Below are 14449 nucleotides of genomic sequence, written 5' to 3'. Positions count from 1 at the left end.
CTAGCCGCCGGGCGCGCCCCTGTCGAGACAAGCCAGCGTCGGGATCAGACATCAGGACGCGCGCCGATACACGAACCGCCCCGGCGGGGGCCGGGGCGGGACAAGAGAGAGCGGCCGTGTCCGGGCCGCCCGGTTTCGCTACCCAGTGTCGCGCCTGAAATGGTAGCTGGCAGAAAAACCGTTCCCGAAGCGGTCGGGTTCCCTCACGTCGCCGCGACGGCTGCCGCGGGCGCGACAAATCGCCGAAACCGTGGGTAAACCGGCCATGCGCCATGATAAAACCGGCCTTGGCGGCCATATGGCCGGGGCTACAGGTCGGTCCGACCCGCTGGCGCCCGGCCCCCACCGGCAAAGGGTTGCGGGGCCTGTGCGATTGACAGCGCGACCCGCGCCCGCCTATCCACAACCGTCCTGAAAGGAGTCGCCGTCCTGCCCCGCATCATCCGACAGATCGCTCTGACATGCTGTCTGGCCGGTGCGGCAACGGCGCAGGCGCCGCAGCGGGTGGTGTCGCTGAACCTGTGCACCGATCAGCTGGCGCTGCTGGTCGCGCGGCCGGGACAGATCCTTGCGCTGTCGCCGCTGGCCGCCGATCCGATGGTGTCGCTGATGGCCGAACAGGCCCGCGCCCTGCCCGCCCACCACGGCCGGGCCGAGGAAATCTATCTGCTGCGCCCCGATCTGGTGCTGGCGGGGGATTATACCAACCCCGAAACCCTGCGGATGCTGCGCCGGCTTGGCCTGCGGGTCGAAACCCTGCCCACCGCGAACACGCTGGCCGAGGTGCGCGGGCTGGTGGGTCGGATGGGCACCCTGCTGGACAGCCCGGATCGCGCGGCGCAGGTGCTGGCCGGTTTCGACGCCGCGCTGGCCGCGCTGCCGGGTCCGGGGACGGGTCCGGTTGCGGTGAACTACAATCCCAACGGCTACACGACCGGCAGCCTGACCTTTGCCGGGGATGTGCAACGGCAGGCGGGCCTGACCCTGCTGACCGACCGTTTGGGCATGGATTACGGCGGCAACCTGCCGCTGGAGGTGCTGGTGATGCAGCAACCCGCGCTGATCATCCCCGGCCAACGCTACGCGACGCCCTCTCGCTCCGAGGAAATCCTGACCCATCCCGCCCTGCGCCGCCTGCAGGCGGATTGGCACCCGGTGCCCGACCGCGACTGGATCTGCGGCCTGCCACAAGCCGCCACGCTGGCCGCCGAACTGGCCGCAGAGAACAGGGCCGGGGCCGTGAAATGAGATCGCCGATCCTGCCCCTGACGCTGCTGTGCCTTGCGCTGTTCGCCCTGTCGGTGCTGATCGGCCCGGCCGATGCGCGGATCGGCGAAAGCATCGCCGCGATTTTCGGGGGCGACGGGCCGCTGGTGCTGGTCATGCAGGAAATCCGCCTGCCCCGCGCCGTGCTGGCGGTGATGGTCGGAGCCAGCCTTGGCCTGTCGGGGGCGGCGATTCAGGGCTATCTGCGCAATCCGCTGGCCGAGCCGGGGCTGATCGGGGTGTCGTCTTCGGCGGCGCTTGGCGCGGTGCTGGCCCTGCAGACCGGGCTGGCCGCGACCTTCGCGCTGGCGCTGCCGCTGGCGGCGCTGGCGGGCGCGCTGCTGGCGGTCATGGCGATCATGCTGCTGGCCGGGCCGGGCGGGCAAAGCCTTGCGCTGATTCTGGCCGGTATCGCGGTGTCGGCGCTGGCGGGGGCGGCGACCTCGCTGGTGCTGAACCTGTCGCCGAACCCCTATGCGGCCAATGAAATCGTGTTCTGGATGATGGGGTCGCTGGCGGACCGGTCGTGGCTGCATGTCGCCATCGCCGCCCCGGTCATGGCGGCCGGCTGGCTGGCGCTGGCGGGCGTGGGGCGCGGCCTGAACGCCCTGACATTGGGCGAGGATGCCGCCGCATCGCTTGGTATCGACCTGCCCCGGCTGCGCCTGCGGGTGGTGCTGGGGGTCGCGGCCAGCGTGGGCGCAGCGGTGGCGGTGGCGGGCGCCATCGGTTTCGTCGGGCTGGTCGTGCCGCATCTGCTGCGCCGCCGGGTGGGCGCGCAACCCGCGCGCCTGCTGGGGGCATCCGCGCTTGGCGGGGCGGCGATGGTGCTGGCTGCCGATATCGCGGTGCGGCTGGTCCTGCCCGAACGCGACCTGAAGCTGGGCGTGCTGACCGCGCTGGTCGGCGCCCCGGTGTTCCTGCACCTGATCTGGCGACAAAGGAGCGGGGGATGACGGAAAGCGGCCTGACCCTGACCGACCTGACCGTGCGGCGCGGCGCGCGCGTCACGCTGGACCGCGCCAGCCTGTCGGTCGGGCCGGGCGAATTCGTCGGGCTGATCGGGCCGAATGGCGCGGGCAAGACCACGCTGATGCGCGCGGCACTGGGGCTGATCGCGGCCGGGGGGCGGTCGTCGCTGGCGGAACTGCCTGCGGCGCGGCGGGCGCTGGCGGCGGCATGGATGCCGCAGGGCCGCGACATCGCCTGGCCGGTCAGCGCCGCCGATCTGGTCCGGCTTGGCCGGATCCCGCACCGCCGCCCCGATGCCGATCAGGCCCATATCGCCCGCGCGATGGCGCGGATGGGCGTCACTGCGCTGGCCGACCGCCCCGCCACCGAACTGTCGGGGGGCGAGCTGGCCCGCGTCCTGATCGCCCGCGCGCTGGCGCAGGATACGCCCGTCCTGATGGCGGATGAACCGATCGCGGGCCTTGACCCGGCCCATCAGATCACCGCCATGGAAACCTTTCGCGCCCTGGCCGACGAAGGCCGCTGCGTCATCGCCTCGCTGCATGATCTGGGGCTGGCGGTGCGCCATTGCACGCGGCTGGTGCTGCTGGAACAGGGCCGCATCACCGCCGATGACGCCCCGCGCGCCGTGCTGTCGCCCGACCACCTCGCCCGCGCCTTCGGCATCTCGGGCTGGTTCGAGGAAACGCCGCAGGGGCCGGTCTTTCAGCCTTTGGCCCGGCTATGAAACTGACCCTGTGCGAACCCTGGCTGATCGCCGATCTGGGCGGGCCGATGCGCGTCCTGTCCTTTGCCCCCCATCGCCCCGGCTTTGTCACCGCCGAACGCATCCTGTGGCGCGAGGTGCGCAACAGTGACCTGACCCCCGATCTGGATGCCGAGGGCTGGCTGGCGCATCAGGTCACCGCGCTGGACGGCCCGCCTGCGGTCGCGATGATGACCTCGCGCGCGGTCGCGCGGTTCCGTCAGGCCAGCGCGGGCAGCGTGTCCTGCACGGCGACCGTCGGACTTGGCAATGCCGAACGCGTCGGCCACCGCCGGGCCCTGCATGACCACGACCTGCCCGCCTATGGCACGATCAATATCGCGCTGCGCCTTGACGCGGGTCTGACCGACCGCGCCATGATCGAGGCCCTGACCATCGCGGCAGAGGCCCGGACCGCCGCGATCATCCAGATCGGCATGGCGATTTCGACCGGCACGGCCACGGGAACCGGGACCGATTGCATCGCGCTGGCGGCGCGGCCCGGCACGGCCGATTATGCCGGCCTGCACACCGAACTGGGCGAATGGATCGGGCGCGCGACCCATGACAGCGTGCTTGCCGCAGCGCGGGACTGGATGCGCGAACAGGCCGCGCAAAATCCCTGAGCTTTCCGCATGGGGCGCAAAACTTCTGTTTGGTTTTGACCTGGGCAGGAGTAAACTTTACCCGCGGGCAATCGCGCCCCGGACAGGCGCCTGATGCCACGCCCATATCATCGAACGCGGGCGGAGCGTGACATCCGGCACTGCCATCCATTGACAAGGACGGAACTTTCCCATGCAAGGCGGCGCCTTGCGGACTTCTCATCTGATGTTTCAGGAGGAAGACATGGCAACGATTCTTGGCAGCTCAAACGGTGCAGGCGTAAGATACACGGTCAACGGCGGGCAGTCGCTGGTTCCCGACTACGCGCTGATCAATTCAACGACCAGCGACGGCATCCAGTCGCTGGTCGGCGGCAATCATGTCTGGGTGCGCGGCACGGTCAGCGGCAACAGCAACGCCATACAGCTTGGCGACGGCACCACGGATTTCGCGAACAGGCTTATCGTCGATCAAGGCGGCTTTCTGTCGGGCACCTATGCCGCGCGCATCTATGGCGACCAGTCTTCCGTGACCAACGCGGGGGTGATTTCGGGATCCACTTACGGGGTCTATTTCGTGGGCAGCGCGGGTCAGAGCCAGTCGCTGACCAATACAGGCCAGATCTTTGGCACCGGTGCGGGGCTGAGCATCAGCGGCGCTTCGAACTTTTCGCTGACCAATACCGGAATCATACAGGGCACGGTTTCGATCATGCTTGGAACCGGCAACGACATGGTGCGCAACACCGGCACCCTGATCGGCGATGTCCAGCTTGGGGCGGGCAATGACGTCTTTGACGGGCGCGGTGGCACGGTGATCGGCAATATCCTGGGCGGCGACGGAAACGACCGGCTGATCAATTCGGCCAATGCCGAAACCTTTGACGGCGGCGCGGGCGTCGATGTCGTGAATCTGGCCGGATCGGCCGGGGCCATCGTCTTTCTGGACGGCCGTGAATGCGGCGGATCCGCGACGGGCGACAGCTATCTGAACGTCGAAAACGTGGTCGGTTCGGCCTATGGCGCGGATCGCATCACCGGCAACGCATCGAACAACCTGCTGAACGGACGGGGCGGAAATGACTTTCTGTTCGGTGCCGCAGGCAATGACCAGCTGATCGGCGGCGAGGGTGTCGATACCCTGCGCGGCGGGGCGGGCAATGATGTCTTTGTCTTCCAAAGCCTGGACGACATCGGCGACGTGATTCAGGATTTCGGGCGCGGCATGGGCAACAACGACGTCATCCGCATCGTCGGTTCCGCCTTTGGCGGCGGGTTGACGGCCGGAGTGCTTGCGGCCGGCCAGTTCCGCACCGGCAATTTCAACACCGGCCAGGATGCCGACGACCGTTTCATCCTGCGCAGCACGGACAAGACGCTGTGGTTCGATGTCGATGGCGCGGGCGGTGCGGCGTCGGTGATGGTCGCCGACCTGCAAAACAACGCGCTTTTCAACCAGCTGGATATCCTGATCGTCTAGGCAGGATCGGGCGCGGTCTATGGATCGGGGCGGCTGTGAAACAGCCGCTCTTCGCGGCCCATCAGCCCGGCGCAGGTGCCTCGAAACTGCTGGCGGCGCAGGAACCAGTGGTTCCGGCGGGCTTCGTTATGGCTGGTCAGGAACTGCATGGCCTGACAACAGGCCGCCTGCACCGCCGCCGACAACAGCAGCCCGCCCATCCCCAAGCGAGAGCGCGCCAGCCGCGAGCCGGCCACCGCGACATGGCTTTGCCCCGTGCGGAACCGGCGATGGGCCAGCCATTCCAGTTGCAGGCGGTGCCGTTCGACCGGCTCGACCACCTCGGCATCGGGGGCAATCGCGAAACGCGCGCCCATATCGTGAAGCGCGCTGAAAAAGGCGATATCTTCGCCGCCCGTGCGCCCGCGCAGGGGGTCGAAACGGCGATCCTGCCAGGGCGCGCCGCGCCAGCGCAGCAGGGCATTGCCGGTATTGCCGGTGCGCGGATGGGGCTGGCGCGGGCCATAGCTGCGCGAATGCGGCGCCAGATCGCGCATCCATTTCGGCGCATCCAGCGGATAGGCCGCACGGATCGGGCCAAAGACCCCATCGGCGCCGCTGTCGGTCGCGCGGGCAAACAGCCGCGCCAGCCAGCCCTCGGGCGCGATTTCGTCATCGTCGATCGAGGCGATCCAGTCCGCATCCCCCGCCGCATCCAGACAGGCGTTGCGGGCAATCGCGATATTGCGGGCGGGCGCGTGCAGATAGCTGTAGCCAAAGGGCAACCGTTCCGCCGCCGCGACCACCCGGTCGCGCGCGCTTTCGGTTTCGTCATTGTCGATCACGAACAGATGCAGATCCGCGCCCGGCACGCGCTGGCGGGCCAGCGAGGCCAGCGTTTCGACGACCTGAGGTCGCCGATAGGTGCAAAGCTGGATCGCAATCACCGTCATGCGCGCAACCACCGGGTGGCGGCATGGCGGATGCGGCCCGCATCGCGGTTCGGGCGGTCTGTCGTGGTCACGATATCCCATCTGCATTGACAACCCGCAAGAGCGCGCGGGTCTGTCGAATGTGCCTCAGATCGGGCGGGGCGCAAAATCGCGGCGGCAGCATCTTGCCGCCGCCCTGCCCCACCAAAGGCGGGATTTCGCGTGTTTCACCGGCTTTTTCCGGAACGTCGCGTTCAGCCTGGGCGGGAAAATGCCCGAAACCGGCGCCCTAGCGGCGAAGATCTGCGATGACCAGCCCGTCATTCGGCAGGCTGCCCGGCGCCACGACCGTCACCGCGCCTTTCAGCCGGGTGATTTCGGACAGGCAATCGCGCAGCGCCGCCTGCGCCGCCGGATCGGCATGTTCGGCCAAAAGCTGCATCCGGTCCTGTTCGCCGTCCCGCCTGACCTCCAGCCGCAGACGGCCGCAGCCGGGCACGGCGCGGGCGATGGCCGCAACCTGTTCGGGGCGCACGAACATGCCCTTGACCTTGGTCGCCTGATCGGCGCGGCCCATCCAGCCCTTGATGCGGCGGTTGGTGCGGCCATCATCCGGCGCGGGATCAGTCAGGATCGCCGACATGTCGCCGGTCGCGAAACGCAGCAGCGGGTAATCGGCATCCAGACGGGTCACGACGATTTCGCCGACCTCGCCATCGGCCACCGGATCGCCGGTGCCGGGACGGACGATTTCGACGATGGCGTTTTCGTTCAGCACCATGCCCGGATGTGTCAGGTTCCGGTCGCCGGTTTCATAGGCGATGATCCCCAGATCGGCGGTGCCATAGCATTGCCGCACCGCAATCCCCCTGCCCGCCAGTTCCGCGCGCAGGGATCCCGGCAGCGCCGCCCCCGTCACCATGCCGATTTCCAGCGAGGAGCGATCCGCCCCCGTCTCATCCGCCTTGTCGATCAGGATCTTCAGGAAATCGGGCACGCCGATGTAGACGCGCGGGCGGAAATGGGCGATGGCGGCCAGCTGGTCGGCGGTATTGCCGGGGCCTGCCGGGATGACCGGGCAACCGATGGCGTCCAGCCCCGCCTCGAAAATGAAGGCGGCAGGGGTCAGGTGATAGGAAAAGGTGTTCAGCGCGATATCGCCCGGCCGCACCCCCGCCGCATGCAGCGCGCGGGCCGAACCCCACCAGTCAGGCCCCCGCCCCTCGGGGTCGAAAATCGGGCCGGGGGACATGAACAGCCGCCGCAGGCTGCCCACCGGATTGCCGTTCAGCCCGCCAAAGGGCGGCGTCCCGGCCTGCATCTGAACCAGATCGGATTTGCGCAGCACCGGCAGCGCCGCCATTTCGGCAAGACTGCCAAGCGGCGTGCCGTCCAGCCGCTCCGCCCAAAAGGGCTGCCCCTGCCGCATCCGGGCGATCTGGGCGTTCAGCCGGGCCAACTGATCCTGTTCGCGGTCCTGCGGGGATCGTCCCTCGGACGGGTCATAAAGCGCGTTTGTCATTGGAAACGCTCCATCTTTTTATCAGTCATCTTCTTTGACATGGCGGATCAGGCCAGCCAGCGCTTGCGGCGGCGGTAATGTTTGACATTGCGGTAATCGACCTTGCCCGCGCCGCCCAGATAGAAATCCTGAACATCCGGGTTGGCTTTCAGCACATCCGCCGCGCCCGACATGACGACCTGCCCCTGTTCGATCAGATAGGCGCGGTCGACGATGTCCAGCGTCGCCGCCGCATTCTGTTCGACCAGCAGCACCGACAGCTTTTCACGCGCGTTGATTTCGGAAATGATGCCGAAGATTTCCTGAACCAGCAGCGGCGACAGGCCAAGCGAAGGTTCGTCCAGCATGATCAGCTCGGGTTCGGTCATCAGCGCCCGGCCAATCGCCAGCATCTGCTGTTCGCCGCCCGACAGATAGCCCGCCTTGGATTTGATGCGTTCCTTCAGGCGCGGGAAATAGGCATAGACCTGTTCGCGCAGTTCATTGAAACGACCCGAATTTCCGCCGCGCCAGGCGGCGATCAGGTTTTCATCCGGCGTCAGATGGCCGAAGATCCGCCGCCCTTCCAGCACATGGACCAGCCCCGAGGCGACCCGTTCCGGCGCGCCCATCGCGATGATCGACCGCCCGTCCCAGGTCACATCGCCGCGCGTGACCAGCCCGCGCTCGGGGCCCAAAAGCCCCGAGATGGATTTCAGCGTCGTCGATTTCCCCGCGCCGTTCGAGCCAAGCAGGGCGACCATTTCGCCCTCTCCGATGTCAAGCGAGACACCTTTGATGGCAAGGAACACCTTGTCATAGATGACCTCGACGTTTTCCAGAACCAGCGCGGGCATGGGATCAGTTCCCCGCGCCGTATTTGGCGGCCGATTCCTCGATCTCGGCGCGGACCAGTTCGGGATAGGCGGCGTGCCAGTCGGACACCGGCACCCATGCCGCGCCGTCCCATTGCGAGACGCGACCCGCGCCACCGCCCTGATGGTCGGCGCCGGTGATGGTGATGGCGGGCATCAGCCCTTCGGCGTCATAGCCCGCGATCTGTTCAAAACCGGCCTTCAGCGTTTCGCCGGTCAGCGGGCCGCCCGCTTCCAGACCAAGCCGCGCGGCCTCGACGGAAACCGCCATGGTCGCGACGCCAAGGTTGTAATAGCTGGTGCCGACATTGGCCGCATCGCCCGAGCCCTTGCCCGGCGTGATGACCTTTTCCTGAATGCGCTGGATGATCGGGTGATCGGTGCCCGAGGCCGTCGCCTCAAACCGTTTCACGCCTTTCATCATCGGGCCGACATTGGCGGCGTCGGTTTCGGCCAGCCAGATCACCGACAGGATCTGTTCGGGACGCACGCCGTTCTGGATCGCGGTGCGCACCGACACCGCCTGACCGCCACCCGCGCCCCAGATCAGGACGTGATCGGGGCGATAGCGGCGCACCTCGGACCATGCGGCGGATTGTTCATTGCCCGGCGAGGCATAGGGAAAGGCGCGGTACTCGAATTTTTCCTGTTCCGCCAAAGCGTCAAGGATCGGCAGCGGCTCGCGGCCAAAGGGGCTGTCAATATGGACGATAGCGATCTTCTTGCCTTCCAGCCCGCCGTCATGGGTCTTGATATAGTCGATCAGGTTGGCGGCCTGCGCCCAATAGGTCGCCATCATCGGGAAGATATAGAGGAACACCGACCCGTCGGACGCATCGCCCCGGCCATGCGCGGGGGTGATGACGATGCGGTTGTCGGCATTGGCCTGATCCAGAATCGCGGCGGAAACCGGGGTGGACAGGAAATCGAACAGGATCGCGCCTTCTTCCTTGGCGCGGTTATAGGCCTCGATCCCGCGTTGCGGCTGGTTGCCGGTGTCGCGGACGATGGCGGTAAAGGTATTGCCGCCGATGCCGCCCTCTTCGTTGATCAGGGTCAGGTAATCCTGTTGCCCCTGATTGTATTGCCCGGTCACGAAGGTATAGACCGCCGTGAAATCCTGCAGCAGGCCGAACTTGATTTCCTCGGCCATCGCAGTGGTGACGGGACCGGCCGTCAGGCCAAGCGCCAGCACCGATGACAATGCCGCCTTGCGCATCCAGTTCATCTTGTTCCCTCCCATTTTACGCATCCCCCTCCCCAGGGTTGTCAGCTTTTGGCGTGGCGGAATGGCCAGACCAGGAAATATTTGCGGATGTTGTCGTAGATTTTCGCCAGTCCCAACGGCTCGAACAGCAGGAATCCGATAATCATCGCGCCGTAGATCATCAGGGGCAGGTGCGACAGAAAATTCTGGCTGACCGGCACCCAACCCGCTTGCGCAAGCCCGGCGATGAAGTTGGTCAGGAAGATCGGCGCCAGCAGCACGAAGCCCGCGCCCAGATAGGACCCGATCACCGACCCCAGGCCCCCGACCAACACCATCGCCACCAGTTGGATCGACACGTTGAAGCCGAATTGTTCCGGCGTCACCGCGCGATAATAGCAGAATGCCAGGATCGCGCCGGTCACGCCGCCCATGAAGGACGAGGTGAAGAACGCCATCAGCTTGGTCTTGAACGGATCGACGCCGATGACGGCGGCGGCGAAATCCTTGTCCCGGATCGCGACCAGCGCGCGGCCGAAACTGGTGCGGCGGACGTTCAGGCAAAACAGGGTCAGCAAGACGACCCAGCCAAGCGCCAGCCAGTAGCGCGCAGACAGGCTGTCGATGGGCATGAACAGGAAATTCACGGCAGGCGTGCGCAGCGTCGCATGGGCGCCGCCGGAAATCGCGGGCACGTTCACCACGGTCCAGTCGACCAGATATTGCATGGCCAGCGTCGCCATGACCAGATACAGCCCCTTGACCCGCAGGGCGGCCGCGCCGAACACCGCGCCGATGGCGGCGGATATCAGCCCCGACAGGACCAGCGCGATTTCAAACGGCACCCCTGCCCGGACAAGGTGGATCGAGGCATAGGCGCCGATCGCCATCACCGCAGCAAAGCCGAAATGCAACTGCCCGGCCATGCCCATCAGCAGGGTCAGGGACAGCGCCGCCGCCGACCAGATCACCCAGGGCAGGACATAGCTGCCCAGATACAGCGGCGCCACGAACAGGGGCGCCAGAACCGCGATGACCAGGACAGCCAGAACCAGCCAGCGGTCGGCCGGGATCTTCCACAACCGGCGGTCGGATTCATAGCTCGTGTGATAGGTTCCAGAGAGGCGGTAGAACATCGGTCAGATCCTCTCGATGTCTTCACGTCCGAAGATGCCGAAGGGCCGGACCATGATGGTGAACAGGATGATCAGCGAGGTCACGACATCACGCGTCCCGCCCCCCACGATACTGTCGAGATAGCCGGGAATGACCGAGCCCAGCACGCCGACCAGAATGCCCCCGACCAGCACGCCGGGAATGGAATCGATGCCGCCCAGAATGACCACGGCAATCGCCGGGAACAGCAGCGCCGACAGCGTCCAGTCGACGCCCTGCGCCGAACCCCACAGCGTGCCCGCGACCACCGCCGTGATCCCGGCAAGGCCCCAGGAAATCCCGATGGCGCGCTCGACCGAAATACCCACCGCCCAGCTGGAAATATGGTCGTCCGACACGGCGCGCAACTTGGTCCCCAGCCTTGTGCGAAAGAACGCCAGCGAGGCCCCGACCAGCGCCAGCGCGATCACGCCGCCGATCAGATAGGTGCGGTTGATGAACACGTCTCCGACGATGACGGGGGCAAAGCTGATGCCAAGGTCCAGCGGTTTCGGTGTCGAGCCCAGCACACCCGGCACCAGACCGCGCAGCAGGATATCCAGACCAAGCGTCAGCATCACGACCATGATCACCGGCTGGCCGACCATGCGCCGCAGCAGCAACCTTTCGACCACCAGACCGAACAGGAACATCACGACCATCGCGGCGGGGATCGCCAGAAACAGCGGCAGGCCCATGGACATGAACATCCAGACCGCATAAGCCGCCGTCATCACCACCGCGCCCTGCGCAAGGTTCGGCACGCCCGCCGATTTGTAGATCAGCACAAAACCCAGTGCGACCAGCGAATACATCAGCCCGGTCAGCGCACCGTTGATCAGCAGTTCAAAGAAATAGGCCATCACGCCGCCCCCTGCACATCGGCCAGCCGCAACACGCGATCCAGCGAACCCGTCTGGCCATTTTCATAGGTGATCCGTGCCTTGAAATCGATTTGCGACGCGCCGTCGTTCATCGCCTGAATGATCGGGCCATAACGGTCGTCGATGACATTGCGTTTCAGTTTGCGGGTCCGGGTGACCTCGCCGTCGTCGGGGTCGAATTCCTTGTGCAGGTTGACGAAACGCGCCACCGACAGGCCATGCGGCAGATGCGCATTCACCTCGGCGATCTCGCGGGCGATCAGGTCATAGACGGCGGGCTGCTGCGACAATTCGGCATAGGAGGTATAGGCCACGCCGTTTTCCTGCGCCCATTGCCCCACCGCCTGAAAGTCGATGCAGATGATCGCGGTCAGGATATCGCGGCCCTTGCCGATCACCGCCGCGTCCTTGATATGGGGCGAAAATTTCAGACGGTTTTCGATATAGGTCGCGATAAAACGGGTGCCGTCAGCCTTTTCCACCACCTCGGACACCCGGCCCAGAACCACAAGCTGCCCGTCCGGTTCGACCTGCCCGGCGTCGCCGGTATGCAGCCAGCCATCGACCAGCGCCTCGGCCGTGGATTTCGGGTTCTGGAAATAACCGTCAAAGATATTGTCGCCGCGCAACAGGATTTCGCCATGTTCGTCGATCTTCATCTCGACGCCGGGGAAAGGCCGCCCGACCGTGGTCAGCGAGATGTCTTCGGGCTTTTGCGCGACGGCGAGCGCGCAGTTTTCGGTCTGGCCATAGAACTGGCGCAGGTTCAGGCCAAGGGCGCGGAACCACAGGAAAACATCCTCGCCAATCGCCTCGCCGGCGGTATAGGCACGTTCGACGCGGGCCAGCCCAAGCCGGTCGCGCAAGGGGCCATAGACCAGAATTTCGCCCAAACGCCGGGTCAGCGCGCCCATCCGCACGGGCTGGCCATCCAGCTTGGCGCGTTCGGCGGCCATGGCGCGGGGCATGAAGTAATCATACAGCCGCCGTTTCAGCCCCCCGGTTTCGGCCATGCCGACCTGCACCCGCGTCAGCATCGCCGACCACGCCCGCGGGCTGGAGAAATACAGCGTCGGCGCGATTTCCCGCAGGTCATGCGCGGCGGTTTCCTGATCTTCGGGGATGTTGACGCTGAAACGCAGTTCGATCGCGGCGCCGATGGAAAAGATGAAATCGCCGACCCAGGCCATCGGCAGATAGGCCATATGAACCTCGCCCTGCCGGAAATATCCGGCGGCGGCAGCGTTCCTGACACCCGACAGGACATGGCCATGTTTCAGGGGAATCTCCTTGGGCGCGCCGGTCGTGCCGGACGAATGCATCAGCACCGCGACATCATGGATCGAAGGCCGCGCGATCAGATCGCCCGCCAGTGCCGGGTCAGCCGCCAACCGCGCGGCACCGGCGGCACGGATATCGTCGATGCCCGCGACACCATCAGGCTCGCGCCCCTTCAGCCCGCGCGGATCGTCATAGATGATCAGCGACAGGCCCGGATAGCTGGCCTGCGCCTCGCGCAGCTTGTCGACCTGTTCCTGATCCTCGGCAATCGCCACGCGGATGTTTTCGCGCGCCATCTGCGCGGCCAGTTCTTCGGTCAGGGCATCGGAATAGGCGGGCGAGGGGATGGCGCGCAGGGCACAGATCCCCAGCATCGCAAAATACAGGTTCGGGCGATTTTCCCCGATCACCAGCACGACATCCCCCGGCGCGATGCCACGGCTTTCCAGCCCGGCGGCGAATTCGGTGACGGCCTTCAGGTAATCGGCCCATGAATATTCATGCCAGATGCCCCGGTCGCGTTCGCGCATGGCGATCTCATCGGGGTGTTGGGCGGCATTGCGGGCCAGGATCGCCAGCAGATGGTCACCATCCTGCCAGTTCGGATGCAGCGCGCGGGACGCGCCTGTGTCAAAGGGTTCATGCAGCATCGCGGGGCTTTCCGATATAGGCCTCGATCACCTGCGGCTGCGCGATCGCCTCGCGCGCCGGGCCTTGCGCGATTTCCCGACCGTTGTTCAGGACCAGCACGCGGTCGCAGATGCCGGTCACGACATCCATGTGATGTTCGATGATCAGGACGGTCAGGCCCAGTTCCTCCTGCGCATCCAGAATGAAGCGGACCATATATTCCTTTTCTTCCTGATTCATGCCCGCCATCGGTTCGTCCAGCACCAGCAGGCGCGGTTCGGCGCAGAGCGCGCGGGCCAGTTCGACGCGCTTTTGCAGGCCCAGGGGAATGACGTCGACATGCTCATCGCGCGCGGGCGCCAGTTGCAGCAGGTCGATGACCTCCTCGACCTTGCGGCGATGGGCGATTTCCTCGCGCCGCGCCCACCACGGGTAGAACAGCGAGGCCAGCGGATTGGGCTTCATATAGATGTGGCGGCCCATCAGGATGTTGTCCAACACGCTCATGCCGTGAAACAGCGCGACGTTCTGGAACGTCCGCGCCACGCCCATCGCGGCGATGCGATAGGGTTTCAACCCGTTGATCCGGGTGCCGTCCAGCGTGATGCGGCCCTCTTGCGGGGGATAGAAACCCGTCACCGCATTGACCAGCGTCGTCTTGCCCGAGCCATTGGGGCCGACCAGCCCGAAAATCTCGCCGCGCCTGATCGCGACGGACACGTCCTTCAGCGCGACGACACCGCCGAAACGCCGCAGGACATGGTCGCAGACAAGGACATCATCGCCCTGTTTCGCACCGCTCATGCGCGGCACCGGATGTCAGGATGGCACCGCGAAAGCGGCGCGAATGCTCCGTGCATAGGCTGCTCCTCCCAAAACAGTCTTGCAGGTCGATCTGCGACCTCTGGATGTCTGGAAAGGCTAGCATTGCATTTGC

At 65.8% G+C, this 14449-nt stretch carries 13 protein-coding genes; 5 read left to right on the top strand and 8 right to left on the bottom strand.

The window, feature by feature from the left end; genetic code table 11:
- The first annotated feature begins 504 nt into the window (after positions 1 to 504).
- The 5 genes from PE067_RS12080 (at position 505) to PE067_RS12060 (ending at position 5068) form a co-directional block, all read left to right on the top strand.
- Complete coding sequence (locus PE067_RS12080) at positions 505 to 1248, top strand: ABC transporter substrate-binding protein (protein WP_276189615.1); 744 nt, start codon at positions 505 to 507, stop codon at positions 1246 to 1248.
- Entirely contained in the window at positions 1245 to 2222 is a 978-nt protein-coding gene (locus PE067_RS12075; protein ID WP_276189614.1) for an iron ABC transporter permease, read from the top strand. The genes PE067_RS12080 and PE067_RS12075 overlap by 4 nt, the downstream gene beginning before the upstream one ends.
- Positions 2219 to 2965 carry an ABC transporter ATP-binding protein gene (locus PE067_RS12070; RefSeq protein WP_276189613.1) on the top strand — a complete coding sequence of 249 codons (747 nt, stop codon included), beginning with the start codon at positions 2219 to 2221 and terminating at the stop codon, positions 2963 to 2965. The genes PE067_RS12075 and PE067_RS12070 overlap by 4 nt, the downstream gene beginning before the upstream one ends.
- The gene (locus PE067_RS12065) at positions 2962 to 3609 is read left to right on the top strand and encodes an adenosylcobinamide amidohydrolase (RefSeq protein WP_276189612.1); all 648 of its coding nucleotides are present in this window, start codon (positions 2962 to 2964) and stop codon (positions 3607 to 3609) included. Before PE067_RS12070 ends, PE067_RS12065 begins: the two co-directional genes overlap by 4 nt.
- A 223-nt stretch (positions 3610 to 3832) precedes the next feature.
- Positions 3833 to 5068 (top strand): calcium-binding protein, encoded by a 1236-nt coding sequence (locus PE067_RS12060; RefSeq protein ID WP_276189611.1) that lies wholly within the window; start codon positions 3833 to 3835, stop codon positions 5066 to 5068.
- Positions 5069 to 5085: 17 nt separating this feature from the next.
- Here PE067_RS12060 and PE067_RS12055 read toward each other — a convergent pair whose 3' ends face one another.
- From PE067_RS12055 to PE067_RS12020, 8 genes are all read right to left on the bottom strand, one after another.
- Positions 5086 to 6000 (bottom strand): glycosyltransferase family 2 protein, encoded by a 915-nt coding sequence (locus PE067_RS12055; protein WP_276189610.1) that lies wholly within the window; start codon positions 5998 to 6000, stop codon positions 5086 to 5088.
- Between the two features lie 268 nt (positions 6001 to 6268).
- Positions 6269 to 7501: an AMP-binding protein gene (locus PE067_RS12050; protein ID WP_276189609.1), complete on the bottom strand. Its 1233-nt coding sequence runs from the start codon at positions 7499 to 7501 to the stop codon at positions 6269 to 6271.
- Positions 7502 to 7548: 47 nt separating this feature from the next.
- The gene (locus PE067_RS12045) at positions 7549 to 8337 is read right to left on the bottom strand and encodes an ABC transporter ATP-binding protein (protein WP_276189608.1); all 789 of its coding nucleotides are present in this window, start codon (positions 8335 to 8337) and stop codon (positions 7549 to 7551) included.
- A gap of 4 nt (positions 8338 to 8341) precedes the next feature.
- Complete coding sequence (locus PE067_RS12040) at positions 8342 to 9583, bottom strand: ABC transporter substrate-binding protein (protein WP_276189607.1); 1242 nt, start codon at positions 9581 to 9583, stop codon at positions 8342 to 8344.
- A 41-nt stretch (positions 9584 to 9624) separates the two neighbouring features.
- Positions 9625 to 10698 carry a branched-chain amino acid ABC transporter permease gene (locus PE067_RS12035; RefSeq protein WP_276189606.1) on the bottom strand — a complete coding sequence of 358 codons (1074 nt, stop codon included), beginning with the start codon at positions 10696 to 10698 and terminating at the stop codon, positions 9625 to 9627.
- Positions 10699 to 10701: 3 nt separating this feature from the next.
- Positions 10702 to 11580 (bottom strand): branched-chain amino acid ABC transporter permease, encoded by an 879-nt coding sequence (locus tag PE067_RS12030; protein ID WP_276189605.1) that lies wholly within the window; start codon positions 11578 to 11580, stop codon positions 10702 to 10704.
- The gene (locus PE067_RS12025; protein ID WP_276189604.1) at positions 11580 to 13532 is read right to left on the bottom strand and encodes an AMP-binding protein; all 1953 of its coding nucleotides are present in this window, start codon (positions 13530 to 13532) and stop codon (positions 11580 to 11582) included. Before PE067_RS12025 ends, PE067_RS12030 begins: the two co-directional genes overlap by 1 nt.
- Positions 13522 to 14316, bottom strand: a complete 795-nt coding sequence (locus PE067_RS12020; protein ID WP_276189603.1) for an ABC transporter ATP-binding protein — start codon at positions 14314 to 14316, stop codon at positions 13522 to 13524. The genes PE067_RS12025 and PE067_RS12020 overlap by 11 nt, the downstream gene beginning before the upstream one ends.
- Positions 14317 to 14449 lie beyond the last annotated feature (133 nt).

This window comes from Paracoccus sp. DMF-8, from assembly GCF_029309835.1.
Taxonomy (GTDB): Bacteria; Pseudomonadota; Alphaproteobacteria; order Rhodobacterales; family Rhodobacteraceae; genus Paracoccus.
Note: the sequence above shows the minus strand (reverse complement) of the source record. Positions and strands in the feature narration are given on the sequence as shown.

What these genes read in the sequence shown, in the direction of transcription:
- PE067_RS12075 (WP_276189614.1), top strand. Translation starts at nt 1,245, where the DNA reads ATGAGATCGCCGATCCTGCCCCTGACGCTGCTGTGCCTTGCGCTGTTC.
- PE067_RS12070 (WP_276189613.1), top strand. Translation starts at nt 2,219, where the DNA reads ATGACGGAAAGCGGCCTGACCCTGACCGACCTGACCGTGCGGCGCGGC.
- PE067_RS12065 (WP_276189612.1), top strand. Translation starts at nt 2,962, where the DNA reads ATGAAACTGACCCTGTGCGAACCCTGGCTGATCGCCGATCTGGGCGGG.
- PE067_RS12060 (WP_276189611.1), top strand. Translation starts at nt 3,833, where the DNA reads ATGGCAACGATTCTTGGCAGCTCAAACGGTGCAGGCGTAAGATACACG.
- PE067_RS12055 (WP_276189610.1), bottom strand. Translation starts at nt 6,000, where the DNA reads ATGACGGTGATTGCGATCCAGCTTTGCACCTATCGGCGACCTCAGGTC.
- PE067_RS12050 (WP_276189609.1), bottom strand. Translation starts at nt 7,501, where the DNA reads ATGACAAACGCGCTTTATGACCCGTCCGAGGGACGATCCCCGCAGGAC.
- PE067_RS12045 (WP_276189608.1), bottom strand. Translation starts at nt 8,337, where the DNA reads ATGCCCGCGCTGGTTCTGGAAAACGTCGAGGTCATCTATGACAAGGTG.
- PE067_RS12040 (WP_276189607.1), bottom strand. Translation starts at nt 9,583, where the DNA reads ATGAACTGGATGCGCAAGGCGGCATTGTCATCGGTGCTGGCGCTTGGC.
- PE067_RS12035 (WP_276189606.1), bottom strand. Translation starts at nt 10,698, where the DNA reads ATGTTCTACCGCCTCTCTGGAACCTATCACACGAGCTATGAATCCGAC.
- PE067_RS12030 (WP_276189605.1), bottom strand. Translation starts at nt 11,580, where the DNA reads ATGGCCTATTTCTTTGAACTGCTGATCAACGGTGCGCTGACCGGGCTG.
- PE067_RS12025 (WP_276189604.1), bottom strand. Translation starts at nt 13,532, where the DNA reads ATGCTGCATGAACCCTTTGACACAGGCGCGTCCCGCGCGCTGCATCCG.
- PE067_RS12020 (WP_276189603.1), bottom strand. Translation starts at nt 14,316, where the DNA reads ATGAGCGGTGCGAAACAGGGCGATGATGTCCTTGTCTGCGACCATGTC.